Origin of the sequence: Streptomyces sp. NPDC007875 (genome assembly GCF_042868035.1) — a bacterium.
GTDB classification, from domain to species: Bacteria; Actinomycetota; Actinomycetes; order Streptomycetales; family Streptomycetaceae; genus Streptomyces; species Streptomyces antimycoticus.
The window spans coordinates 359,238-384,050 of the sequence record NZ_JBIADZ010000004.1 but is presented as its reverse complement, the minus strand read 5'-3'; the positions used below and the strand labels follow the sequence as shown (position 1 = coordinate 384,050).

Below are 24,813 nucleotides of genomic sequence, written 5' to 3'. Positions count from 1 at the left end.
TGTGTTCTTCTACCCCCGCGGGTCCCCCCCCACCCACACCCGGCCCGGGGGGCCGCGGCGCGCGTTTCCCCGGGCGGGCCCCCCCCCCCCCCCGGGGGGGCGGCCCCCCGCTCGTCTCACCGGCCGGGCGCCGGGCCGCGGCCCCGGTGGGCCCGCCGGTTCACCCCGCTGCCTCACTCCGCGCGCCGTCCACGGACGCCGTTCTTACGTTGAGTCCATGAGCCACACACCTCGATCACTCCGAAGCCGGGCGGTGCTGACCTGCGCCCTGCTGGTGGCGCCGCTGATAGCGGGTGTGAGCGGATGCGCGGGATCTCCCGACCCCCTGTCCGCCAAGCCGTACGACGCCGCCGACCAGATCTCGTTCAGCGGTGACGGCGACGGCCGCAAGGCCGATCCGGACAAGCCGCTCGAAGTGACCGCCAAGGGCGACGACAGCCGGATCACGGATGTCACGGCCACCGACGCCGCGGGCCGCTACGTCCGGGGCGAACTGGCCGAGGACGGTAGGCACTGGCGCAGTACCGTGCCGCTGGCCGCGGGCGCCCACTACACGCTGAAGGTGTCCACGGAGGACTCCAACGGCGCTCCTGGCCGCCGTACCGTCGACTTCACCACCAGCTCCGCCCGCCGGCTGCTGAAGGTCACCTTCGGCCCCAAGGCGGGGGAGTACGGAGTGGGGCAGCCCATCACGGCCAAGCTGAGCCGGCCCGTCAAGGACCCCTCGGCCCGCGCCGTGATCGAGCGCGCCCTGAAGGTGGACTCGCGGCCCGCGGTGGAGGGCGTCTGGCACTGGGTGGACAGCCGTAACCTGCACTACCGCCCGCAGGAGTACTGGCCCGCCCACGCCACCATCACGGCCCACTCCAACCTCAAGGGCATCAGGATCGGCGGCGGGCTCTACGGCGGCGATACCAAGTCGCTGCGGCTGACCACCGGCGACCGCCTGGAGGCCCTCACCGACTCCGGCACCCACCAGATGACGGTGAAGCGGAACGGCGTGCCCATCCGGACCATCCCGATCACCACCGGTATGCCCGGATTCGACACCCGGAACGGCATCAAGGTGGTGCTGGCCAAGGAATCCGCCGTACGGATGACGGGTGCCAGCATCGGGCTCGGCGCCGGCTCCTACGACCTGATGGTCTACTGGGCCGCCCGGGTGACCAAGAGCGGCGAATATGTCCACGCCGCGCCCTGGTCCACCGGTTCGCAGGGCTACGCCAACGTCAGCCATGGCTGTACGGGCATGAGCACGGCGAACGCCGAGTGGTTCTTCAACACCGTGCGGCTGGGTGACATCGTCCAGGTCGTGAACAGCAACGGAGACGACATGGCGGCGTTCGGCAACGGCTACGGCGACTGGAACATGGCCTGGGCGGACTGGCGCAAGGGCAGCGCCGTCTCCGGCGGCCAGTCCGACGCCACGCCCGCCGACTCCGCCCGGCTCCGTCCCCAGGTCTGAACAGGAGTGCGGACGGTGAGCTCAGGCGCCCACGGAGAGCCGCTGGCGGAGCAGCCCGGCCAGCGCGTCCGCCAGGGCCACCGGGTCCACCGGATGCGTGACCGCGGCCTCCGCGCGGCTCCAGGTGGCCAGCCAGGCGTCCTGCGGGCGGCCGATGAGCAGCAGCACCGGCGGGCACTGGAAGATCTCGTCCTTGATCTGCCGGCAGACGCCCATCCCGCCCGCGGGCGCCGTCTCACCGTCCAGCACACAGGCGTCGATGCCGCCCTCCTCCAGTGCCGAGAGAACGGCCGGGAGGGTGGCGCACTCCAGAAATTCCACCGGTGGCACATCGGCGGCGGGCCGCCGCCCGGCCGCGAGGCGCACCTGTTCGCGGGTGCTCGCGTCATCGCTGTAGACCAGCACCGTTGCGATCGGCCGCATCATGACCTCCGGGCGAAGTAAGTGATCTGCCGGGCTCCTGTGGCGGATGCTACTCCCGTACAGCCGTCCGGAGGAGGGGGTGTACGGATCTCTCCCTCCTTCGGGGGACTGTCCCGAACAACCCCGACGAGCAGGGTCGATGCCCCCGCCACGGTCCTTGACACTCCGAACGGGACCCCCGGGAGTGAGCGCTGGATAAGCGACCGACATAATGTCGGTCGTGGCGACAGCAACAGCAGTAGAAACCGGGCACGCGCACCCGTCGGTCAACCGGCCGAACCTCACCAGCGTCGGAACCATCATCTGGCTGAGTTCCGAGCTGATGTTCTTCGCGGCCCTCTTCGCGATGTACTTCACCCTGCGATCGGTGACCGGAGCCGAGCACTGGAAGGAAATGGCGTCCGCGCTGAACTTCCCGTTCTCCGCGACGAACACCACGATCCTGGTGCTCTCCTCCCTCACCTGCCAGCTCGGCGTCTTCGCCGCCGAGCGCGGCGACGTGAAGAAGCTGCGCACCTGGTTCGTGATCACCTTCATCATGGGCGCGATCTTCATCGGCGGTCAGATCTTCGAATACACCGAGCTGGTCAAGAAGGATGGGCTCTCGCTCTCCTCCGACCCGTACGGCTCGGTGTTCTACCTGACCACCGGCTTCCACGGCATGCATGTGACGGGCGGCCTGATCGCCTTCCTGTTTGTCCTGGGCAGGACGTACGCGGCCAAGAGGTTCACCCACCAGCAGGCGACGGCGGCCATCGTCGTGTCCTACTACTGGCACTTCGTCGATGTCGTCTGGATCGGCCTCTTCGCCACGATCTACATGATCAAGTAAGCCGGTCACCGCACCGGAACCACGTCCTTAACAGCATCGACGCAGAAGATCCTGACACCGGGGTAATCCGTGAAAAAGCTCTCCGCACGACGGCGCCATCCGCTGGCTGCGCTCGTCGTCCTACTCTTCGCGCTGGCGGTCACTGGGGGGCTGTACGCCGCGTTTTCGCCGAGCGAGGCGAAGGCCGACGACAGCTCCGCCCAGTCCCTCGCCATCGAGGAGGGCAAGAAGCTCTATGCCGTCGGCTGCGCCAGCTGCCATGGCACGGGCGGTCAGGGGACCTCTGACGGCCCGAGCCTGGTCGGCGTCGGCTCCGCCGCCGTGGACTTCCAGGTCGGCACCGGCCGTATGCCCGCGCAGCAGCCGGGCGCCCAGGTGCCGAAGAAGAAGAAGATCTATTCGGACGCCGATATCGAGCAGCTCGCCGCCTACATCTCCTCGCTCGGCGCGGGTCCGGTGACGCCCACCAAGAGCCAGTACAGCCCGGACGGCGCGGACGTGGCGAAGGGCGGGGAGCTCTTCCGTACGAACTGCGCGCAGTGCCACAACTTCGCCGGCAAGGGTGGTGCCCTCACCAACGGCAAGTTCGCGCCGGCTCTCGACGGGGTCAGCGCCAAGCATCTCTACGAGGCCATGCAGACCGGCCCGCAGAACATGCCCTCCTTCCCCGACACCGTGATGCCGGAGAAGAACAAGCAGGACATCATCGCGTACCTCGACACGGTCAACAGCGACAAGAGCAAGACCCCCGGTGGCCTCGAGCTCGGCGGGCTCGGCCCGGTGAGCGAGGGTCTGTTCGGCTGGGTCTTCGGTATGGGCGCGATGATCGTCCTCACCATCTGGGTCGCCGCCCGGACCGCAAAGGCCAAGAAGTCATGAGTAGCCACGAGATTTCAGAAGCAGAAGACAAGCTGCCGGAAGAGCGAGGGGCCGAGAGCGCCGTAAGGCTGGCCGAGGACCCGTTCGCCGACCCGGGGCTGCCCCCGCACGAGCACCGTGTGCAGGACATCGACGAGCGGGCCGCGCGGCGCTCCGAGCGCACCGTCGCCCTGCTCTTCACGGTCTCGATGGTGGCCACGATCGCGTTCATCGCCGCGTATGTGGCGCTCCCGGTCGACAAGTACATCTACGTCTTCCCGATCGGGCACATCAGCGCGCTCAACTTCGCGCTCGGTGTGACGCTCGGCATCGCGCTCTTCAGCATCGGCGCGGGCGCGGTCCACTGGGCCCGCACCCTGATGTCCGATGAGGAGATCGCCGACGAGCGGCACCCCATCGAGGCCAGCCCCGAGGTGAAGTCGAAGGTCCTCGACGACTTCCGGGCCGGTGCCAAGGAGTCCGGCTTCGGGCGGCGCAAGCTGGCCCGCAACACCCTCTTCGGCGCGCTCGCGCTGGTGCCGCTCTCCGGCGTCGTGCTGCTGCGGGACCTCGGTCCGCTGCCGGGCACCAAGCTGCGGCACACCAAGTGGGCCAAGGGCAAGCGGCTGATGAACTACAACACCATGCAGCCGCTGCGTCCCGAGGACATCTCCGTCGGTTCGCTCACCTTCGCCATGCCCGAGGGCATGAGCGAGGAGCAGCACGACTTCCAGACGGAGATCGCCAAGGCGGCCCTGATGCTGGTCCGGCTGCAGCCGGAGAACATCAAGGACAAGCGCGAGCTGGACTGGTCGCACGAGGGCATCGTCGCGTTCTCCAAGATCTGCACCCACGTCGGCTGCCCGATCAACCTCTATGAGCAGCAGACGCACCACGTCCTGTGCCCCTGCCACCAGTCGACCTTCGACCTCTCCGACGGTGGCCGAGTGATCTTCGGTCCGGCCGGTCACGCGCTGCCGCAGCTGCGGATCAGGGCCAACGACCAGGGGTACCTCGAAGCCATGGGCGACTTCCCGGAGCCCGTCGGTCCTGCTTACTGGGAGCGCGGATGAGTACTACAAGCGACAGCGGTGCGCAGCGCCGCGGCAAAGCGCCCGCGGGCGAGCGCGTCGCCGACTGGGCCGATGGCCGGCTGGGCGTCTACAGCCTGGCCAAGGCCAATATGCGCAAGATCTTCCCGGACCACTGGTCCTTCATGCTGGGCGAGGTCTGCCTCTACAGCTTCATCATCATCATCCTCACGGGTGTGTATCTGACGCTGTTCTTCCACCCCAGCATGGAAGAGGTCACGTACCACGGGCCGTACGTCCCGATGCAGGGCGTCAAGATGTCCGAGGCGTTCGCCTCGACGCTCGACATCAGCTTCGAGGTGCGGGGCGGTCTGCTGATCCGGCAGATCCACCACTGGGCCGCGCTGGTCTTCCTGTGCGGCATGTTCACGCACATGATGCGCGTGTTCTTCACCGGTGCGTTCCGCAAGCCGCGTGAGATCAACTGGCTGTTCGGCTTCCTGCTGTTCTTCCTCGGCATGCTGACCGGCTTCACCGGCTACTCGCTCCCCGACGACCTGCTCTCCGGCACCGGTCTGCGGTTCATCGAGGGCGTGTTCCTGTCGATCCCGGTGGTCGGCACCTACATCTCGATGTTCGTCTTCGGCGGCGAGTTCCCCGGGATGGACCTCATCCCGAGGCTCTATCCGGTCCACGTCCTGCTGCTGCCGGGCATCATGCTCGGCCTGCTGGTGGCGCACCTGATCCTGGTCTTCTACCACAAGCACACGCAGTACCCCGGGGCCGGAAAGACCGAGAAGAACGTCGTGGGCATGCCCCTGCTGCCGGTCTACATGGCCAAGGCGGGCGGCTTCTTCTTCCTGGTCTTCGGTGTGATCGCGGTCCTCTCCGCGGTCGCGACCATCAACCCGGTGTGGACCATCGGTCCCTACCGGCCCGACCAGGTGTCCACCGGCGCCCAGCCCGACTGGTACATGGGCTTCGCCGAGGGTCTGGTCCGCGTGATGCCCGGCTGGGAGATCACCGCCTGGGGCCACACGCTCGTCCTGGGCGTGTTCATCCCGATCGTGCTCTTCCCGCTGGTCCTCTTCGCGATCGGGCTCTACCCGTTCATCGAGTCCTGGATCACCGGCGACAAGCGTGAGCACCACATCCTGGACCGCCCGCGCAACGCCCCGACCCGTACGGCCTTCGGTGTCGCCTGGCTGACCGCGTACTTCGTGATGCTGATCGGTGGCGGTAACGACCTGTGGGCCACCCACTTCCACCTGTCGATCAACTCGATCACGTGGTTCGTGCGGATCGGCTTCTTCGTCGGCCCGGTCCTGGCGTTCATCGCCACCAAGCGGATCTGCCTCGGCCTCCAGCGGCGCGACCGCGACAAGGTGCTGCACGGCCGTGAGACCGGCATCATCAAGCGGCTGCCGCACGGTGAGTTCGTCGAGGTCCACGAGCCGCTCGCGCAGGAGCAGCTGCACATGCTGACCCAGCACGAGCAGCCCGAGCCCTACGAGATCGGCCCCGAGACCGACGAGAACGGGGTCAAGCGGAAGGTGACGCCCGCGCAGCGGATCCGTTCGAAGCTCTCCAAGGGCTACTACGGCGAGGACAACGTCATTCCGAAGCCGACCCGCGAGGAGTACCACGAGATCACCAGCGGCCACGGCCACCACTGATCTCCGCCGTACCGCTCTCGCACGTCAGCTGACGCCACAGACCAGGGCCCCGGCCCGGACCACACGGTCCGGCCGGGGCCCTGGTCGTGCTGCCGATAGGCTGGCGGCGGGCCGCTGACGTGCGCGGCCCCTTCCCTGCCCACCCCCACGGATCCAGGAGCGGACCATGGACGTTGTGACCCCCGCCGGAGGCGACAGCACCGCGACGGCCCGCACCTGGCCGGACGTACTGACCTCGCTGATCGCCGGCCGGGACCTCGATGCCGACGACACCGCCTGGGCCATGGACCGGATCATGCGGGGCGAGGCCACCGACGCCCAGATCGCCGGTTTCGCGATCGCGCTGCGCTCCAAGGGCGAGACGGTCTCCGAAGTGGCCGGTCTGGTGCGGGCCATGTACGAGCACGCCAAGGTGATCGAGGTGCCCGGGGAGACGGTGGACATCGTCGGCACCGGCGGCGACCGCGCCAAGACCGTCAATATCTCCACCATGTCCGCGCTGGTCGTCGCCGGTACCGGCGCGCGGGTCGTCAAGCACGGCAACCGCGCCTCGTCCTCCGCCAGCGGCGCCTCCGACGTGCTGGAGAAGCTCGGCGTCAACCTGGACATCACCCCGGAGCGGGTGGTGGAGGTCGCGGAGGAGGCGGGGATCACCTTCTGCTTCGCGGTGAAGTTCCACCCGTCGCTGCGGCATGTCGCCTCGGCCCGCCGCGAGCTGGGCGTCGCCACTCCGTTCAACCTGCTCGGCCCGCTGACCAACCCGGCGCGGGTGAAGTGCCAGGCGACCGGCGTCGCCGACGCCCGGATGGCGCCCATCATCGCCGGGGTGCTGGCCGAGCGGGGCTCCTCCGCGCTGGTCGTCCGCGGCGACGACGGGCTGGACGAGCTCACCGTGACCACGACCTCCCAGGTGTGGGAGGTCCGGGGCGGCGCCGTGCGCCAGGAGACCCTCGACCCCCGCGACGTGGGCATCGAGCGGGCCCCCGTGGAGGCCCTGCGCGGCGCGGACGCCTCGTACAACGCCGATGTGGCGCGGCGGCTGCTGGCGGGCGAGCAGGGCCCGGTCCGGGACGCGGTACTGCTGAACTCGGCGGCGGCGCTGGTGGCGCTCGAGCCGGAGCCGGGGGACAAGCCCCTGGCGGAGCGGATCGCGGCGGGTGTCGCGCGGGCCGCCGAGTCGATCGACTCGGGCGCGGCGCGCGACGTCCTGGAGCGGTGGGTACGGGCCACTCACGCATAGGCGTTGCCCTTACGGCGCCCATGTTCTGTCCGTGCCCTGTCCGGGATGCGGACAGGGCATGGGCGCCGCCGTCCGGCATGGCATACTCCTGACCAGGTCACGAGTGACAGCGACTACGGCCCCGGCCCGCTGTCCGGCAACCCTCCGTCCGTGGCGGGGTGCCCCGGGTGATGACCAGGCCGCCTGGCAGCGAGGCCGGCGGCAAGCGCGGACCCCTCGCACTAGGGGTCCTGGTGGTCGAGGGAGTTCTTCCGTGATGCAGCGAATGCGCTAGGGCCGAGCGGCCCGTTTCCCCTCTTGTGCTCCGCGCGGTATGGCCGTGCGTCGAGCGACTTTCCGCGCCCTGACGGTCGGCTCACCGCCGTCTTTGTGCGCGTCACGCATTCTCACGCCTTTGATCCTCCCGGGAGACTTCGCCATGTCCGCGCGCCCTTCTGCCGCCGCCTCCGTCTCTGCCGATTCCGCCGCCTCCGCCGATTCCTCCGTCGCCGCCCGTGGGCCGCTGCCCGTGCTGGGCAGCGATGTCCTGGTGCCCCTGGTCACCGGGGGCGAGGTGACCTACGCGGCGCTCGACTACGCCGCCAGCGCCCCCGCGCTGCGGCGGGTCTGGGACGACATCGCCGCGTACGCCCCGTACTACGGCAGCGTGCACCGCGGGGCGGGCTACCTCTCGCAGCTGTCCACCGACCTCTTCGAGAACAGCCGTAAGGACGTCGCCGCCTTCCTCGGCTGCCGCGAGGACGACCAGGTCGTCTTCACCCGCTCCACCACCGATTCGCTCAACCTCCTGGCCGCCGTGGCGCCGCGGGGCACCGAGGTCTTCGTCTTCGAGACCGAGCACCACGCCTCGCTGCTGCCCTGGGAGCAGCGGAAGGACGTCACCGTCCGCTACCTCAGCGCCCCGCGCTCCCCGCGGCAGGCAGTGGAGACGCTGGAGAAGGCGCTCGCCGGGCGCGCCGAGGGCCCGGCGCTGGTCTGTGTGACCGGCGCGTCCAATGTGACCGGTGAGCTGTGGCCGGTGCGGGAGCTGGCCGCGGCCGCGCACGCACACGGCGCCCGTATCGTCCTGGACGCCGCGCAGCTGGCCCCGCACCACCCGGTGGACATCGCGGAGGCCGACGTCGACTGGGTGGCCTTCTCCGGGCACAAGCTGTACGCGCCCTTCGGCGCCGGTGTGCTGGCCGGTCGGGCGGACTGGCTGCGGGAGGCCCGGCCGTATCTGGCGGGTGGTGGCGCCAGCCGTAAGGTGACGCGCAGGGACGACGGCGGTCTCGACGTCGAGTGGCACACCACCGCCGCCCGGCACGAGGCGGGCTCGCCGAACGTCATCGGCGTCTACGCGATCGCGTCGGCGTGCAGGGCGCTGTCCGAGGCCGGTTTCGAGGGCCTGGTCGCCCGTGAGCGGGAGCTGATCGAGAAGGTGCGGACGGGGCTGGCCGAGGTGCCCGAGGTGCGGGTGCTCTCGCTGTTCGGCGACGACGCCCCCCGGGTCGCAGTGCTGTCGTTCGTGGTGGAGGGCTGGAACAGCTCCCACTTCGCGGCGGCGCTCTCCGCGGAGTACGGCATCGGCGTACGCGACGGGCTCTTCTGCGCGCATCCGCTGGTCCGCACCCTGCTGGACAGCGAGCCCGACGAGCCGGGCGAATGCGGTGCGCCGGAGGCCGCGCCGGGGGAGCGCTCGCTGAACGCGATCCGGGTCAGCTTCGGGGCGGGCACCCCGGACGAGCATGTCGAGCGGTTCGTCGGCGCCGTGAAGGAGCTGGTGCGTGAGGGGGCCCGGTGGAGCTACCGCACCGAGGACGGCCGCTGCGTCCCGGACCGCGGCTGAGCCCCTGTGCCCCGGGGACGCCGGGGGCTGAGGGAGCGAGCCGCTGGGCTCCGGGGGTCGGAGGGCTGAGGGAGCCCTGGGCCCCGGGGGGTGCCGGGGCCGCGGGGCCGGGGGTGTGGCGCTAGCCGTCCAGACCGATCGCGAACGCCGCCTCGAGGTCGTGCTGCGAGTACGTCCGGAAGGCGATGTGCGTCTCGGTCGAGGCCACCCCCGGCAGCTTGCTGATCTGCCCCGTGATGATGTCCGCGAGGTCGTCGTGCCGGGCCACCCGCACCATCGCGATCAGATCGTGCGCGCCGGTGACCGAGTAGACCTCGCTCACGTTCTCCAGCGCGGCGATCTTCTCGGCGGTCTCCGGAATCCGGTCCACGCTGGTCTTGATGAGCACGATCGAAGTGATCACGGCTGGCTTTCTCCCTCACTGGCCCTGGCTGCGCCGCCCACTCTAGTCGTCCTCCCGAACCGCCCCCACGCGTAGAGAAAGCCGAGCGTGAAGCCCACGAGATGGGCGAGATAGGCGACACCGGGGCGGTCGTCGGCCTGCCGGGCGGCCAGCCACTGGAGGGCCACCCAGAAGATCAGCACCGCCCAGGCCGGAAAGCGCAGCGGCAGAAAGAACAGAAACGGAAAGAGACTGGTCACCCTGGCCCGGGGAAACAGCCACAAGAAGGCGCCGAGCACCCCGGAAATGGACCCGGAGGCGCCCACCAGGGTCTGGGCGGAGTCGGCGTGCGCGGCGGCGTAGCCGAGCAGCGCCAGATAGCCGGTGACGAGGTAGAAGACGGCGAACTGGACTCGTCCCATCCGCTCCTCGGTCATCGCCCCGAAGACGTAGAGAAACAGCATGTTGCCGAGCAGATGCAGCCAGTTTCCGTGCACGAACAGCGCGGTCAGCGGGGCGAGCGGCTGGTCGGGGGCGCCGCTCCACAGGGCGCTGGGCACCACTCCCCAGCGCTCGAAGTACGTGGACTGGGCCTCCACCAGCCGCCCGCCCGTGCCATAGCCGGGGTTGAGCCCCGAGGCCGGTCCGATGACGAAGAGCAGGCAGCAGCTCACGATCAGGCCGTATGTCACCCACGGGCGGCCGGGCCCCGCCATCCAGGGGCGGCCGCGCCCCGACGACGTCTCGATCATGGTCAGATCATTCCGTACCGGGCGCAACCTCCACAGAGTGCCTCGCCGCGCTCCCGTCGGGGCGCGGGCGGGACGGGCCCGGCGCGGGGCAAGGCTCAGGCCGTAGGGTTACAGGACGCCGCCGACGAGCCGAGAAGCGAGGACCCGCAATCATGGCCGTGCCCCTGCCGACCGACCGGACCCGCTGGCGTTGCACACTGTGCGGCAACCTCACCCGGTTCGATGTGACCCGCTCGACCAGAGCCGTGGAGTATGTGCATCTCGACTTGGCCGGGGAACCCAGTGTCGAGGAACGCGAGGTGCTCAGTGAGACCATTGAGTCAGTGCGCTGTCGCTGGTGCAACGCGGTCGACCAGGTAGAACTCGTGGACCGTCCGAGTACCGGCCTGAGCGCCTGAGAACGGAGCGATGACAGGTGGTGGAGCGGACCGGCGACCCCGGGGCGGCCGGTGACGCCGAGGGCGTCACCGAGGCGCTGGACCGCCCGCTGCCGGAAGGGGTGCGGCGGCGGGTGGTGGCGCTGGTCGCGGACGCCTTCGGCGGGCTGACGGTCACCGAGCTGCCCACCCAGCTGCGGCAGTACGCCCGTTTCACCCCGACCCGCCGCGCCAAGTTCGCGGGCAACGCGATGGCCGCCGCGGTGGAGAGCGACCCCGTCTTCCGGCAGCGGATCGCGGGACGGCTGCGGGAGACCCAGCGGGAGCTGGCCGAGGCCATCGAGGGCGGCTCGCCGCCCGCCGCGGCCGATCCGGTGGATGTGGCGGCGGTGGCGTATGTGCTGCGGCCGGTGGGCTGGGTCAAGCTGGTCGAGGCGGCGGGCGAGGAAGCCCAGCGGGCCTCCGCCGAGCGGGCCGGCGAGGAGGCGGCGCGCGAGCTGCAGCGGCTGCGCGACGAACTCGCCGAGGCCAAGGCGGCCACCCGGCATGAGACGGACCGGACGCGCACCGAGTTGGAGGCCGCCCGCAAGGAGAACGACGGGCTGCAGCGCAAGCTGCGCAGCGCGCAGAGCGATGTGCGGCGGGGCGCGGCCGCGCTGCGCAAGGCCGAGGCGGAGCTGGAGGCCGTACGGGCGGAGGCGGCGGCCCGTCAGGCCACCGCGGACAGCGAGGCGCGGCGGCTGCGGGGCCGGCTCGCGGAGGCGGAGTCGGCGCTGGAGGCCAGCCGTCGGGCGGTGCGCGAGGGGCGCAGCGTGGAGGACATGCGGCTGCGGCTGCTGCTGGACACGGTGCTGGACGCGGCGCAGGGGCTGCGGCGTGAACTGGCCCTGCCGCCCGCCTCGATGCGCCCGGCGGACACGGTGGACGCAGTGGAGCCGGGGAAGATGACGCCGAAGGACATAGCGACCAGGGCGCTGTCGGAGATGGACCCGGCCCTGCTGGACCAGCTGCTCGCGCTGCCGCAGGCGCATCTGGTGGTGGACGGCTACAACGTCACCAAGACCGGCTATCCCACGATGCCGTTGGAGAAGCAGCGGCTGCGGCTGCTGGGCGGTCTCGCGGTGCTCGCGGCCCAGACGGGCGCGGAGATGACCTGTGTCTTCGACGGGGCCGAACTGGCCGCGCCGGTGCTGCTCGCGCCGCCGCGCGGGGTGCGGGTGCTGTTCAGCAAGCCCGGGGTGACGGCGGATGAGTTGATCCGCCAGATCGTGCGGGCGGAGCCGCCCGGCCGGCCGGTGGTGGTGGTGTCCACTGACCGCGAGGTGGCCGACGGAGTGGCGCGCGCCGGAGCGCGCCCCGTGGCATCCGCGCTGCTGCTGAAGCGACTTGCCCGTACCTGAGGCGTCGTATCCCGTATCTCCGTTATTCCCGTCTCCCCGGTTCCTGTGTTTCTGGGTGTCTGTGACTCCGGGCCCGAACTCTCTTCAGAGGTCGACCTCGCACCACTTCTGATGTCAGCGGAGCGTCAATCGACCATCACTGCCCGTGTGACATTCGTAAAAGATGCCCTTCCGGAGCGACTTTTTTGCCGTTGGGATTTGAACGGATCACGGCGGGGTCACTAAGGTCGGCTCGAACCTTCGCGCGGTTGATCACTCATCCGGGGTGACAGCGGAGGTACCGCCGAGTCCGCGCCCTGTCGCGGAGCCGGGGCTTCACAACCCCACCAACTCCCGGTAGGCGGCTGGAGGAAGAAGGAGCTCGCCTTCGTGGCGTCCCACCGTCGACCCAAGCAGCCGAGCCGCACTCGGGTAACCGTCCTTACCGCGACCGCGGCCGCCGCCGTCGCTCTCACTTCCCAGGCCGCCCAGGCCGCTCCGAAGCAGGACAAGAAGGACGTCAAGGAGCAGGTCGACAAGCTCTACGAAGAGGCGGAGCAGGCGACCGAGAAGTACAACGGGGCCAAGGAAAAGCAGCAGAAGCTGGAGAAGCAGGTCGGCGATCTGCAGGACAAGGTGGCGCGCGGCCAGGAGGACCTGAACAAGCTGCGCAACGGCCTGGGTTCGATGGCCACCGCCCAGTACCGCTCCGGCGGCATCGACCCCTCGGTGCAGCTGCTCCTCTCCTCCGACCCGGACACCTACCTCGAGAAGGCGTCCACCCTCAGCCAGCTGAGCGGCAAGCAGGCCGAGTCCCTGCGGAAGATCGCCGACAAGCAGCGCACCCTCAAGCAGCAGCGCGAGGAGGCGTCCACCAAGCTGCAGGACCTGGCGGACACCCGTAAGGCGCTCGGCAAGAAGAAGGACGAGATCCAGGGCAAGCTGTCCAAGGCCCGGAACCTCCTCAACACCCTGACCGCCAAGGAGCGCGCCCAGATGGCGGCCCAGGACGCGGAGCGCGCCAACCGCTCCAGCAGCCGGGTCGACCTGGGCAACGAGGTGCCGGAGTCGGGGCGTGCCGCCGCCGCGCTCGCCGCCGCCAAGACGAAGATCGGCCTCCCGTACGTCTGGGGCGCGACCGGTCCGTCCTCCTTCGACTGCTCCGGACTCACCGGCTGGGCCTACCAGCAGGCCGGGGTGCAGCTGCCGCGCATCTCCCAGGACCAGGCGAACGCCGGCAGCCGCATCGGCCGCGGTGAGCTCAAGCCGGGCGACCTGGTGCTCTTCTACGGCGACCTGCACCACATAGGTCTCTACGCGGGCAACGGCCAGGTGCTGCACGCGCCCAAGCCCGGTGCCGGTGTGCGCTACGAGTCGATGGACAACATGCCGTTCCAGTTCGGCGTCCGGGTCTGATCCGGAAGGTCTGATCAGGAACTGGAAAAGGGGTCTCAAACCGCCCCAAGAGCCATCCTTTCGGGCGAACCTCCAGTGCACTCGCTGATCCCCCGCCCCGCCGGTGACCTGCGTCACTCGGCGGGGCGTCAGTTTCTCCGCACACCACGGCCGTTGGACCGTGGGTAGCCCCACGGCTACTGTCTGCCCGCAGTTCTCAGCCCGACACTGCGGAAGGGAGTGCGGCTACCCATGGCGTCCTGTCGTCGCGTCGCGAAACCCGGGTCCGGCCGGGTCGCCGTCTGGACCGCCGCCTCGGCGGCCGCGGTGGCCTCCGCCGCCGCGCTGTCCGCGGTGGCGGCCGGTGCCGAACCGTATGACCCGGCGGGCCGTCCGTCCGCCCGGTCCGCCGGCGACCGCATCGCCACGCTCTACGCCCAGGCGGAGCGGGCCACCGAGCGCTACAACGCGGCGCAGACGCGCACCCAGGCCCTGCGCCGCGAGGTCGACCGGATCCAGGACCGGGTCGCCCGGGGCCAGGGGCGGGTCAACCGGATGCGAGTGGCGCTCGGCGCCCTCGCGGGCGGGCAATACCGCTCCGGCGGGATCGACCCGGGCCTGGCCCTGCTCCTCTCCGGCGACCCGGCCCAGTACCTCGACAGGGCCGCCATCCTGGAGCGGATCACCAGTCGCCAGGCCGCACAGCTGCGGGTGGTGCAGAGCGCCCAGCGCACGCTGCGACAGGAGCGCGCGGAGGCCGCGGCCAAGCTGGTGAAGCTGGAGCACAGCCGCCGGGTCGTGGCCCGCCACAAGCGGGCGGTCCAGCACCGGTTGGCCACCGCGCGGCGGCTGGTGAACGCGCTGCCGCCCAGGGACCGGGAGAGCTACGCCCACCGCGCCTCGCGGGCGGGCGGACGGGAGCCCGGTGCCCTCGCAGGCCTGCCGCCGGGCACCCTCTCCTCCGGTACTGGAACCGGCCCCGGTGAGTTCCCCGGTGGCCGCATCGGCGGGCGGCATGCGGCGCCGTTCTCGGGGCGGGCCGCGGCGGCGTTCGGCGCGGCACGGGCGGCCCTCGGGCTGCCGTACGCATGGGGCCACGCCGGTCCCACCGCCTTCGACTGCTCCGGGCTGACCCAATGGGCCTACGCCCACGCCGGGGTGGCCATTCCGCGCACCTCGCAGGCCCAGGCGCAAGCCGGGCAGCCGGTGCCGCTGTCCCAGGCCCGCCCCGGCGATCTGGTGGTCTACCGCTCCGACGCCAGCCATGTCGCCATGTACGCGGGCAACGGACAGGTGATCCACGCCCCCTACCCCGGGGCGCGGGTCCGCTACGACCCCGTGGGCATGTTGCCGATCTCTTCCATCACTCGCGTCTGAAGCCGGCGCGCGGGCTCGTACGATCTAAGACGTGGCGGGTTGGTGGAGGTCGGGCGGATGGCGGGCGCTGCTGTGCCTGCCGCTGGTGGGCACGTTCACCCTGACCGCGCTGGGCGGCTGCGCCCCCGCCCCCGCGCCCGACGACCCCGAGGGGCGTGACGGCCGGGCCGTGCAGCGCCTGCTGGACCAGCGGGCCGCCGCGGTCCGGGAGCGGGACGCGGACGCCTTCCTCGCCACCGTGGACCGCGGCTCCGCCCACTATGTGGCCGAGCAGCGGCGGGTGTTCCGGCAGATGTCCGCCGTACCGCTGCGCTCCTGGACCTACCGGCTGGTGCGCACCGGCGGTTTCACTCCCGCCCCGGTCGGCGGCCGCAGCCTCGCCGCACAGGTCGAACTCCGGTACCGGCTGACGGGATACGACACCGCGCCGGTCGTCTCCGCCCAGTACCTGACCCTCGCCCGGCGCGACGGGCGGTGGTACGTCGCCTCCGACGACGGCGTGGTGGACGGCAAGCGCGGTACGGAACAGCTCTGGGACCAGGGCACGGTCGACGTCGTCCGCGGCGCTCACAGCCTCGTCCTGGGCGTCGGCCAGGACCGGCGGGTGCTGCGCGCGATCGCCGGTATCGCGGACCGGGCGGTGCCCGTCCTCGGCCGGGTCTGGCCCCATGAGTGGGCCGGACGCGTGGTGGTCGAGGTCCCCGACTCCCTGGACCGGATGGCCGCCCTCCTCGGTGCCTCCGCGGACGGCTACCGCGGGATCGCCGCCGTCACCACGGGCGAGGTCGGCGGGGCCGGTGACGAGGCGCCCGCGGACCGGGTGATCGTCAACCCCGAGGCGTACCAGGTCCTCGGCGACTTCGGCCGACGCGTCGTGATCACGCATGAGACGGCCCATGTCGCCACCCGCACCGCCACCAGCGCCGCCACCCCGCTCTGGCTCTCCGAGGGCTTCGCCGACTGGGTGGGCTACCGCACCCCCGGCCGGACCCCCCGCCAGGTCGCACCCGAACTCACCGACGCCGTCGTCGCCGGGCGTGTGCCCACCTCGCTGCCGCGCGACGACGACTTCCGCTTCGGCAGCGACCCCGACCGCCTCTCCCGCGCCTATGAACAGGGCTGGCTCGCCTGCCGCCTGATCGCGGACCGGTGGGGCGAGAGGAAGCTGGTCGACTTCTACCGCACGGTGGGCCGGGCGCCCGAGCGCTCGGGGGCGGTGGAGTCGGCGCTGCGGAAGGTGCTGGGGGTGAGCCTGACGGAGTTCACGGCGCTGTGGCAGAAGTACGTGGCGACCGAACTGGGCTGAGCGCCGCCCTGGTCCCCGGCCCGGGTGGGCCGGAGCGGGCGCGCCGCGGCACCCGGTACTGTCGGCCACGATGGACAAGACCCTGCTCGTGACCAACGACTTTCCGCCCCGCCCCGGCGGCATCCAGGCGTTCCTGCACAACATCGCGCTGCGCCTCGACCCGGACCGGATCGTCGTCTACGCCTCCACGTGGAAGCGTGGTCAGGAGGGCGCCGAGGCCACCGCCCGCTTCGACGCCGAGCAGCCGTACCAGGTCGTCCGGGACCGGACGACCATGCTGCTGCCCACCCCGCGGGTCACCCGCCGCGCGACCGCGCTGCTGCGGGAGCACGGCTGCACCTCGGTGTGGTTCGGCGCCGCCGCGCCGCTCGGGCTGATGGCCCCCGCGCTGCGCGCGGCGGGGGCGCGGCGGCTGGTGGCCACGACGCACGGCCACGAGGCGGCCTGGGCGCAGCTGCCCGCCGCACGGCGGCTGCTGCGGCGAATCGGCGGGTCCACGGACACCCTCACCTATCTCGGTGAGTACACCCGCTCCCGTATCGCCGCCGCGCTCGACCCCCGGGACGCAGCCCGGATGGTGCAACTCCCGCCCGGTGTGGACGAGAAGACCTTCCACCCCGGCTCGGGCGGTGACGAGATCCGGGCCCGGCTGGGCCTCGCCGAGCGGCCCGTCGTGGTGTGCGTCTCCCGGCTGGTGCCGCGCAAGGGGCAGGACACGCTGATCCGGGCCATGCCGCGGATCCTGAAGCGGGTGCCGGACGCGGTGCTGCTGATCGTCGGCGGCGGGCCGTACGCCAAGGACCTGAGCCGGCTCGCGGAGACCGTGGGGGTGGCCGACTCCGTACGGTTCACCGGCCCCGTGCCCTGGGAGGAGCTGCCCGCCCACTACGGCGCGGGCGACGTCTTCGCCATGCCCTGCCGCACCCGCCGCGGCGGGCTGGACGTCGAGGGCCTCGGCATCGTCTATCTGGAGGCGTCCGCGACCGGTCTGCCGGTCGTCGCCGGGGACTCGGGCGGGGCGCCGGACGCGGTGCTGGACGGGGAGACCGGGTGGGTCGTCCCGGGCGGCTCCGCCGAGCAGAGCGCCGAGCGCGTCGTGGCCCTGCTGGAGGATGCCGAGCTGCGCCGCCGCATGGGCGAGCGGGGCCGCGCCTGGGTGGAGGAGCGCTGGCGCTGGGATCTGCTGGCCGACCGCCTGAAGTCGCTGCTGTGACGGTCCCCGGCACCGCGCCGTGGCGGGTGCCTGACGTCGCTGCCGTGACGGTCCGGGCCCGGGGGCATCGCCCTGGGCCCCGCCGTCGTCAGCCGCGGTAGATGGCCTCGATCTCGGACGCGAAGTCCTTCGCCACCACGTTCCGCTTCAGCTTCAGCGAGGGCGTCACATGCCCGGAGTCCTCGGTGAACTGCGTCGCCAGGACGCGGAACTTGCGCACCGACTCCGCCTTGGACACCGCCGCGTTGCCGTCCTCCACCGCCTGCTGGATCTCGGCCAGCAGGTCCGGGTCCTCGCGCAGCTCGGCCACCGTCACACCCTCGGGCTTGCCGTGCTCGGCCGCCCAGCGGGGCAGGAACTCCTCGTCCACCGTGACCAGCGCGCCCACGAAGGGACGGCCGTCGCCGACGACCATGCACTCGGCGACCAGGGCATGGGCGCGGATCCGGTCCTCGATCACCGCCGGAGCCACGTTCTTGCCGCCCGCGGTGACGATGATCTCCTTCTTGCGGCCGGTGATCGTGAGATAGCCGTCCTCGTCGAGCGTGCCCACGTCCCCGGTGTGGAACCAGCCGTCCGACAGCGCGTCCGCGGTGGCCGTCTCGTTGTTCCAGTACTCGGTGAAGAGGTGCTCACCGTGCAGCAGCACCTCGCCGTCGTCGGCGATGCGCACCACCGTGCCCGGCATCGGCTGCCCGACCGAGCCGATCTTCTGCCGGTCCCAGGGGTTGAAGGTGGTCGCCGCGCAGGACTCCGTCAGGCCGTACCCCTCCAGGACCGTGAAGCCGATGCCCCGGTAGAAGTGGCCCAGCCGCGCGCCCAGCGGGGCCCCGCCGGAGATGGCGTGGGTGGCCCGGCCGCCCAGCACGGCCCGCAGCTTGCTGTAGACCAGCCGGTCGAAGACCTTGTGCTTGAACCGGAGCCCGAAGGACGGCCCGCCCGGGGCGTCCAGCGCCTGGCTGTACTCGATCGCGGTGTCGGCCGCCTTGTCGAAGATCTTGCCCTTGCCCTCGGACTGGGCCTTCGCCCGCGCCGAGTTGTAGACCTTCTCGAAGACGCGCGGCACACCCAGCACCAAGGTGGGCCGGAACGCGGCGAGTTCGTCGGTCAGGGACTTCACATCCGGCACATGGCCGAGCTTGATCGGCGCCAGCACCGCCGCGATCTCCACCAGCCGCCCGAAGACATGGGCTTCGGGGAGGAACAGCAGGACCGACGACTCACCGGTGGTGAAGATCGGCTTGAGCCGCGCCACCGCGTTACCGCATTCGGCGAAGAAGCTGCGGTGCGAGAGCACACAGCCCTTGGGGCGGCCCGTGGTGCCCGAGGTGTAGACGATGGTGGCGGGGGAGTCGGCGTTGGCGATCGAGGAGCGCTCGTCCACCTTCTCCTCGGGCACGTCCGCGCCCAGCTTCCGCAGCGTCTCGATGGCATCGCCCTCGATCCGCCAGACATGCTTCAGGGTGGGCAGGCTGTCCCGGATGGCCTCGACGGCGGCCTCGTGGACCCCGGTCTCGACCAGTGCGGCCACCGCGCCCGAATCGCTGAGGATCCACTGGACCTGCTCCGGTGAACTCGTCTCGTACACCGGCACGGTGACCCCGCCGGCGCTCCAGATGGCGAAGTCCAGCAGCGTCCATTCGTAGCGGGTCCGCGACATCAGGCCGACCCGGTCGCCCGGCTCGACCCCGGCCGCGATCAGGCCCTTGGCGGCGGCCCGCACTTCGGCCAGGAACGCGGTCGCGGTCACGTCCTCCCATCGGCCGTCGACCTTGCGACCGACGACGGCGACATCGGGATGCTGTGCGGCATTGCGGCGGATGAGATCCGTCAGATTGCCGTCGGCCGGAACCTCGTACAGGGCCGGAAGGCTGAACTCGCGCAAGACTGCTGCTCCTCATGGGGCGCCGGCGCCGCTACAGGGCATGGGGGGTGGTGGACGGCCCGGACGTTACCCATCGGTACGCTTCCGGGATAGGGGTTCCAGCCCAGATGTTTGATGCGTCACACACCGCCTTCATGCTGCCCGCAGACTAGTCGACGGACGCCGTGGCCGCTAAGGAACCGCAGGTGGACGCGGGTCGCTGCAGGCAGAACACCTTACGGGCACGGGCCCTTACGTCTTAGGGTGACACGCATGCGAGTCCACGTGGTGAGTGACGTGCATGGCAACAGTGAGGACCTCGAGAAGGCCGGTGACGGGGCGGACGCCCTGATCTGCCTCGGCGACCTCGTGCTCTTTCTCGACTACGCCGATCACTCCCGTGGCATCTTCCCCGATCTCTTCGGGGTCGAGAACGCCGACCGCCTCGTCGAGCTGCGCACCGCCCGCCGCTTCGAGGAGGCCCGGGTGTTCGGCGACCGGCTGTGGGCGGGGATCGACCGCCACACGGCCATAGAGTCCGCGATCCGCCGCCAGTACGCCGCGCTCTTCACCGCGTTCCCCACCCCGACGTACGCCACCTACGGAAATGTCGACATGCCGTCACTGTGGCCGGAGTACGCCCAGTCCGGTACCACCGTCCTCGACGGCGAGCGCGCCGAGATCGGCGGGCTCGTCTTCGGTTTCGTGGGCGGCGGGCTGCGCACCCCGATGCGCACCCCCTACGAGATCGACGACGAGACCTATGCCGCGAAGATCGCGGCGCTCGGCGAGGTGGACGTGCTCTGCACCCACATCCCGCCGGATGTGCCCGACCTCTGCTACGACACCGTCGCCCGCCGCTTCGAGCGCGGCAGCGCCGCACTGCTGGAGGCGATCCACACCGTCCGTCCCAAGTACTCCCTCTTCGGCCATGTCCATCAGCCGCTCGTCCGCCGTATGCGGATCGGCGCCACCGAGTGCGTCAATGTCGGACACTTCGCCTCTTCCGGCACCCCCTGGGCCCTGGAGTGGTGACGCGCGCGCGGTAGCCTTCAGCGGCAGAGAGCTCATGCGGCGGACCGGTACGGAGGAGCCACGGCGATGGCGGAACACACCAGCTCGAGCATCACGATCGAGGCGGCCCCGGCCGACGTGATGGAGGTGATCGCCGACTTCGACCGTTACCCGGAGTGGTCCGGTGAGGTGAAGGAGGCCGACATCCTCACCAAGGACGAGCGGGGGCGCGCCGAGCAGGTGCGGATGCTGCTCGACGCCGGGGCGATCAAGGACGACTACACCCTCCAGTACAGCTGGACCGGAGACGACCAGGTCAACTGGTCCCTGGTCAAGTCCCAGATGTTGCGCACCCTCGACGGCTCCTACCGGCTGTCGGCGCTGGACGGCGGCAAGAGCACCGAGGTGACGTACCAGCTCACGGTCGACGTCAAGATCCCCATGCTGGGCATGATCAAGCGCAAGGCCGAGAAGGTCATCATCGACCGCGCGCTCGCGGGCCTGAAGAAGCGCGTCGAGAGCGCCTGACCCGGGCGGACCACCCGGGCCCCGACGGTGCCCGGGGTGGTCCGCGGCGCGGGGTACGCTCCGGCCGGGCGGATCATCCAACCCGCGCCGCGCATCTGACGCACCACCCTGCCGGAGGCTCCCTTCATGCGTACGGTCCTCGTCACCGGTACCGGCGGCGCGGGCCGCACCACCGTGGCCGCCGCGACCGCCCTCGCCGCCGCCCGTGAGGGGCAGCGGACGCTGCTGCTCACCGCCGACCCGGACGGCACCCCCGAGGCGCTGCTCGGCATCCGGGCGCTGCGGTCCGCCCCCGGGCGGTCGGCGGACCGGCTGCCGTGGTCCGTACCCGTCGAACTCGCCCCGGGGGTGTGGGCCGCGCGGATCGTCACGGACGAGTGGTTCCGTAGTGAGCTCACCGCCTTGCAGGACCGCGGCCACGGCCTGCTCGACCTGCTCGGCGCGACCCCGCTGGACGGCGAGGAGCTGACCGCCCTCCCGGGGGTGGAGTCCCTCGCGCTGCTGCGCGCCCTGCGCGCCGCCCAGACCGCCCCGCCCGGCACCGGCTGGGACGTCCTCGTCGTGGACATGCCGCCCGCGCCGGACACCGTCGCGCTGCTCGCGCTGCCCGAGCAGCTACGGCGCTATCTGCGGCGGCTGCTGCCCGCCGAGCGGCAGGCGGCCCGTGCGCTGCGGCCGATGCTCGCCCAGCTCGCGGGGGTGCCGATGCCCGCGCAGAAGCTGTACGAGACGGCCGAGCGCTGGGAGCGGGAACTGGCCGCCGTCCAGGGGGTGATCGAGTCCGAGGCCACGACGGTACGGCTGGTCGTGGAGCCCGGGCCGCTCGCCGACCGGGCGCTGCGCACCGCCCGCGCGGGCCTCGCGCTGCATGGCCGCCGGGTGGAGGCGGTGATCGCGAACCGGCTGCTGCCCACCGGGACCTCCGACCCGTGGCTCGCCGCGCTCTCCGGCCAGCAGCAGGACGCGCTCAAGGAGCTGTACGAGCAGTGGGCGCCCGCCGTCCCGGTCCGTGAGCTGCCGCATCTGGGCCGCGATCCGCACGGCGTCGGCGACCCGCGGGGCGCGGAGCCGCGGACCGGTGTGGGCGGTGTGGACGCCCAGCGCGCCCCGACCGGGCTCGCCGCGCTCGCCGGGGCCGTTGGGGCCCCCGGGGCGCGGCCCGACCGGCCCGCCCCCGACCCCTGGACCGTCGAGGACCGGCTGGCCGACGACGGGGTGCTGCTGTGGCGGCTGCCGCTGCCCGGCGCCGACCGCGACGGGCTCGGGCTGGTGCGCCGGGGCGACGAACTGATCGTCACCGTCGGCCCGTTCCACCGGGTGCTGCCGCTGCCGTCCGCCCTGCGCCGCTGTACCGTCTCCGGCGCCGGGCTGCGCGACGGATGGCTCCAGGTCCGCTTCACCCCCGACCCCGACCTGTGGCCGAAGCGGCTCTGAACCCGGCCCCGGCTCCGGCCGGCCCCCGGCTCCGGTCCTGGCCGGTCCGGGCTCTGACCCCGCCCCCCTCCTTCGGGTAACGTCGGTCACAAGCCCGGATGAACAGACCGGGCAGCCAGCATCCCCGCCGCAGGAGTTCGCCATGAGCGATGCCACCGAGCGCCCCGCAGAGCCCCCGCTGACCGATGTACCGGTCACCGAGCTGGACCCCGACGCCTGGGAGCGGGCGTGTGCCGAGGACCTCGCCGCCGAGCGGGCCAGGCGGCGGGCCCGGCAGTCCGCCGAGGAGCCGGGGAGCGTCGCCGAGGAGTTCCTCAAGCTGGCCGACGCGCTCGCCGACAAGGTCGCGGGGCTCCAGGCGCCGCTCGCCGGGACGGCGGTTCAGGGGGCCGTACAACAATTGATCGAAGGGGCGAAGGCTGCCGCGGAACCGGTCATAGAGCGCAATCCAGATGTTTTCGAACACCTCGCCAGCGCCGGATCCGAGCTGCTCGCCGCCTATCGCGCCGCCGTGACCGGCCAGGAGCGGCGCTGGACCCAGGGCGCCGAGGGCAGCTCCAAGGATCGCGGCGAGGAATCGACGAGTTCGAGTAGTGAACACATCGACCTCGACTGAGCGCCACCTCCGGTACCGTTAGCCTCGGCGGGGTTCGACCAAATAACTGAGGGACTCATGGGACTCACCATCGGCGTCGACATCGGCGGTACGAAGATCGCGGCCGGCGTGGTCGACGAAGAGGGCTCGATTCTCGAGACGAGCCAGGTTTCGACCCCGCAGACTCCCGAGGGAGTCGTCGACGCCATCGCGGACGCGGTGCGCATCGTCAGCGAGGGACACGAGATCGAGGCCGTCGGCATCGGCGCGGCCGGATATGTGGACGACAAGCGCGCCACCGTGCTCTTCGCGCCCAACATCAACTGGCGGCACGAGGCGCTCAAGGACAAGGTCGAGCAGCGCGTCGGCCTGCCCGTCGTGGTGGAGAACGACGCCAACGCGGCCGCCTGGGGCGAATACCGCTTCGGCGCCGGGGTCGGCCATGACGACGTCGTGTGCATCACGCTCGGCACCGGCCTCGGCGGCGGCATCATCATCGGTGGCAAGCTGCACCGCGGCCGCTTCGGCGTCGCGGCCGAGTTCGGCCACATCAGGGTCGTCCCCGACGGTCTGCTGTGCGGCTGCGGCAGCCAGGGCTGCTGGGAGCAGTACGCCTCCGGCCGTGCGCTGGTCCGCTACGCCAGGCAGCGCGCCGCCGCCACCCCGGAGAACGCCACGATCCTCCTCGGCCTCGGCGACGGCACCGCCGAGGGCATCGAGGGCAAGCACATCAGCGACGCCGCCCGCCAGGGCGACCCGGTGGCCATCGACTCCTTCCGTGAGCTGGCCCGCTGGGCCGGAGCCGGGCTGGCCGACCTCGCCTCGCTCTTCGACCCCTCGGCGTTCATCGTCGGCGGCGGGGTCTCCGACGAGGGCGATCTGGTCCTGGAGCCGATCCGCAAGTCCTTCCGGCGCTGGCTGGTCGGCAATCAGTGGCGTCCGCACGCCCAGGTGCTCGCCGCCCAGCTCGGCGGCAAGGCCGGGCTCGTCGGCGCCGCCGACCTGGCCCGCCAGGGCTGAGAGGCGAGGGGGGAACCGTCATCGTGCCGCTCGCGGACCTGCCCGGATCCACCACCGACCCGGACGCGGCCGTGGTGCGGGTGCTCAGCTACAACATCCGCTCGATGCGTGACGACCGCGAGGCGCTGGCCCGGGTGATCCGGGCCTGCACCCCCGATGTCGTCTGCGTCCAGGAGGCGCCGCGCTTCTTCCGCTGGCGCAAGGCCGCCGCCTGGCTGGCCCGGGAGACCGGCCTCGTCTACACCACGGGCGGGGCCACCGCCGCCGGCCCGATGATCCTCACCTCGCTGCGGGCCCATGTGGAGCACGCCGAGGACACCCTGCTGCCCCGCGTCCCCGGGCTGCACCGGCGCGGGTTCGCGACCGCCGTGCTGCGCTTCGGCGGCGGCCACCGCGACACCGGCGCCCCGGAGAGCGCAGTCGGCGTCCGGCTCGGCGTGGTCAGCTGCCATCTGAGCCTCGCGGAGGCCGAGCGCTACGAGCAGGCCGGGCTGCTGCTGGACCACCTGGCCGCGCTGGACGTCCCGTACGCCATCGCGGCCGGAGACATCAACGACCGGCCGGAGGGCCTCGCCTTCCGCCGGATCGCGGGCAAGCTGCGGGACGGCTGGGCCACCGAGCCCTGGGGGAGCGAGGCCACCTCGAACCCCGAGGACCCGCATCAGCGCATCGACGCCGTCTTCGCCTCCGAGGGCGTCGAGATCATCGGCTGTGGGGTCCCGGCCGGGCTGCCCGGCGTCACCGACGCGGACCTCCTGGCGGCCACGGACCACCTTCCGGTCCTGGCCGCGCTCCGGCTGCCCCGCGTCGCCTCGGTCTGAGGC

Annotated in this window: 23 protein-coding genes and 1 riboswitch; of the genes, 19 read left to right on the top strand and 4 right to left on the bottom strand. The window is 71.4% G+C overall.

Annotated elements, in window-relative coordinates; genetic code table 11:
• The first annotated feature begins 217 nt into the window (after positions 1-217).
• The gene (locus ACFYOY_RS11075) at positions 218-1,465 is read left to right on the top strand and encodes an Ig-like domain-containing protein (RefSeq protein ID WP_351894437.1); all 1,248 of its coding nucleotides are present in this window, start codon (positions 218-220) and stop codon (positions 1,463-1,465) included.
• A gap of 21 nt (positions 1,466-1,486) precedes the next feature.
• Here ACFYOY_RS11075 and ACFYOY_RS11070 read toward each other — a convergent pair whose 3' ends face one another.
• Entirely contained in the window at positions 1,487-1,888 is a 402-nt protein-coding gene (locus tag ACFYOY_RS11070) for a hypothetical protein (protein WP_388586115.1), read from the bottom strand.
• 211 nt (positions 1,889-2,099) lie between these two features.
• Here ACFYOY_RS11070 and ACFYOY_RS11065 point away from each other — a divergent pair, with 211 nt between their 5' ends.
• From ACFYOY_RS11065 to ACFYOY_RS11040, 6 genes are all read left to right on the top strand, one after another.
• Positions 2,100-2,720, top strand: coding sequence for a heme-copper oxidase subunit III (locus ACFYOY_RS11065; protein ID WP_059143403.1), 621 nt, complete (start codon positions 2,100-2,102; stop codon positions 2,718-2,720).
• Between the two features lie 69 nt (positions 2,721-2,789).
• On the top strand, positions 2,790-3,599 hold the full coding sequence (locus tag ACFYOY_RS11060) for a c-type cytochrome (RefSeq protein WP_059143404.1): 810 nt from the start codon (positions 2,790-2,792) through the stop codon (positions 3,597-3,599).
• A complete protein-coding gene (locus tag ACFYOY_RS11055) occupies positions 3,596-4,651 on the top strand; it encodes a Rieske 2Fe-2S domain-containing protein (RefSeq protein WP_351894446.1) in 1,056 nt (351 codons plus the stop codon). Before ACFYOY_RS11060 ends, ACFYOY_RS11055 begins: the two co-directional genes overlap by 4 nt.
• Positions 4,648-6,285 carry a ubiquinol-cytochrome c reductase cytochrome b subunit gene (locus ACFYOY_RS11050; protein WP_237516370.1) on the top strand — a complete coding sequence of 546 codons (1,638 nt, stop codon included), beginning with the start codon at positions 4,648-4,650 and terminating at the stop codon, positions 6,283-6,285. Before ACFYOY_RS11055 ends, ACFYOY_RS11050 begins: the two co-directional genes overlap by 4 nt.
• 166 nt (positions 6,286-6,451) lie before the next feature.
• Positions 6,452-7,525, top strand: a complete 1,074-nt coding sequence (trpD, locus tag ACFYOY_RS11045) for an anthranilate phosphoribosyltransferase (RefSeq protein ID WP_351894452.1) — start codon at positions 6,452-6,454, stop codon at positions 7,523-7,525.
• Between the two features lie 95 nt (positions 7,526-7,620).
• Positions 7,621-7,739, top strand: a riboswitch (SAM riboswitch).
• Positions 7,740-7,943: 204 nt separating this feature from the next.
• Positions 7,944-9,353 (top strand): aminotransferase class V-fold PLP-dependent enzyme, encoded by a 1,410-nt coding sequence (locus tag ACFYOY_RS11040; protein ID WP_388586109.1) that lies wholly within the window; start codon positions 7,944-7,946, stop codon positions 9,351-9,353.
• Positions 9,354-9,474: 121 nt separating this feature from the next.
• Here ACFYOY_RS11040 and ACFYOY_RS11035 read toward each other — a convergent pair whose 3' ends face one another.
• Both ACFYOY_RS11035 and ACFYOY_RS11030 read right to left on the bottom strand, forming a co-directional pair.
• Positions 9,475-9,756 (bottom strand): Lrp/AsnC family transcriptional regulator, encoded by a 282-nt coding sequence (locus ACFYOY_RS11035; protein ID WP_014060065.1) that lies wholly within the window; start codon positions 9,754-9,756, stop codon positions 9,475-9,477.
• Positions 9,753-10,487: a rhomboid family intramembrane serine protease gene (locus tag ACFYOY_RS11030; RefSeq protein WP_137965414.1), complete on the bottom strand. Its 735-nt coding sequence runs from the start codon at positions 10,485-10,487 to the stop codon at positions 9,753-9,755. Before ACFYOY_RS11030 ends, ACFYOY_RS11035 begins: the two co-directional genes overlap by 4 nt.
• A gap of 152 nt (positions 10,488-10,639) precedes the next feature.
• Between ACFYOY_RS11030 and ACFYOY_RS11025 the strand changes: the two genes are divergently transcribed.
• The 6 genes from ACFYOY_RS11025 (at position 10,640) to ACFYOY_RS11000 (ending at position 17,534) form a co-directional block, all read left to right on the top strand.
• Positions 10,640-10,885 carry a hypothetical protein gene (locus ACFYOY_RS11025; RefSeq protein WP_059143410.1) on the top strand — a complete coding sequence of 82 codons (246 nt, stop codon included), beginning with the start codon at positions 10,640-10,642 and terminating at the stop codon, positions 10,883-10,885.
• A 17-nt stretch (positions 10,886-10,902) separates the two neighbouring features.
• Positions 10,903-12,264, top strand: coding sequence for an NYN domain-containing protein (locus tag ACFYOY_RS11020; RefSeq protein ID WP_351894463.1), 1,362 nt, complete (start codon positions 10,903-10,905; stop codon positions 12,262-12,264).
• Between the two features lie 369 nt (positions 12,265-12,633).
• Positions 12,634-13,659 carry an NlpC/P60 family protein gene (locus ACFYOY_RS11015; protein ID WP_351894466.1) on the top strand — a complete coding sequence of 342 codons (1,026 nt, stop codon included), beginning with the start codon at positions 12,634-12,636 and terminating at the stop codon, positions 13,657-13,659.
• A gap of 231 nt (positions 13,660-13,890) precedes the next feature.
• Positions 13,891-15,015 carry an NlpC/P60 family protein gene (locus ACFYOY_RS11010; RefSeq protein WP_351894469.1) on the top strand — a complete coding sequence of 375 codons (1,125 nt, stop codon included), beginning with the start codon at positions 13,891-13,893 and terminating at the stop codon, positions 15,013-15,015.
• Between the two features lie 70 nt (positions 15,016-15,085).
• On the top strand, positions 15,086-16,321 hold the full coding sequence (locus ACFYOY_RS11005) for a hypothetical protein (RefSeq protein ID WP_388586298.1): 1,236 nt from the start codon (positions 15,086-15,088) through the stop codon (positions 16,319-16,321).
• Between the two features lie 70 nt (positions 16,322-16,391).
• On the top strand, positions 16,392-17,534 hold the full coding sequence (locus ACFYOY_RS11000; RefSeq protein WP_351894476.1) for a glycosyltransferase family 4 protein: 1,143 nt from the start codon (positions 16,392-16,394) through the stop codon (positions 17,532-17,534).
• Between the two features lie 88 nt (positions 17,535-17,622).
• Here the strand turns inward: ACFYOY_RS11000 and ACFYOY_RS10995 are convergent, their stop codons facing one another.
• On the bottom strand, positions 17,623-19,419 hold the full coding sequence (locus ACFYOY_RS10995) for an AMP-binding protein (protein ID WP_351894479.1): 1,797 nt from the start codon (positions 19,417-19,419) through the stop codon (positions 17,623-17,625).
• A gap of 252 nt (positions 19,420-19,671) precedes the next feature.
• Here ACFYOY_RS10995 and ACFYOY_RS10990 point away from each other — a divergent pair, with 252 nt between their 5' ends.
• The 6 genes from ACFYOY_RS10990 (at position 19,672) to ACFYOY_RS10965 (ending at position 24,810) form a co-directional block, all read left to right on the top strand.
• On the top strand, positions 19,672-20,433 hold the full coding sequence (locus ACFYOY_RS10990; protein ID WP_388586103.1) for a metallophosphoesterase: 762 nt from the start codon (positions 19,672-19,674) through the stop codon (positions 20,431-20,433).
• A 66-nt stretch (positions 20,434-20,499) separates the two neighbouring features.
• Positions 20,500-20,940: an SRPBCC family protein gene (locus ACFYOY_RS10985; RefSeq protein WP_059143417.1), complete on the top strand. Its 441-nt coding sequence runs from the start codon at positions 20,500-20,502 to the stop codon at positions 20,938-20,940.
• Positions 20,941-21,066: 126 nt separating this feature from the next.
• Positions 21,067-22,374, top strand: a complete 1,308-nt coding sequence (locus tag ACFYOY_RS10980) for an ArsA-related P-loop ATPase (RefSeq protein WP_351894485.1) — start codon at positions 21,067-21,069, stop codon at positions 22,372-22,374.
• Positions 22,375-22,516: 142 nt separating this feature from the next.
• Positions 22,517-22,990, top strand: a complete 474-nt coding sequence (locus tag ACFYOY_RS10975; RefSeq protein WP_351894487.1) for a DUF5304 family protein — start codon at positions 22,517-22,519, stop codon at positions 22,988-22,990.
• A gap of 57 nt (positions 22,991-23,047) precedes the next feature.
• A complete protein-coding gene (locus ACFYOY_RS10970) occupies positions 23,048-23,989 on the top strand; it encodes an ROK family glucokinase (protein ID WP_351894490.1) in 942 nt (313 codons plus the stop codon).
• Positions 23,990-24,012: 23 nt separating this feature from the next.
• The gene (locus ACFYOY_RS10965) at positions 24,013-24,810 is read left to right on the top strand and encodes an endonuclease/exonuclease/phosphatase family protein (RefSeq protein ID WP_351894494.1); all 798 of its coding nucleotides are present in this window, start codon (positions 24,013-24,015) and stop codon (positions 24,808-24,810) included.
• Positions 24,811-24,813 lie beyond the last annotated feature (3 nt).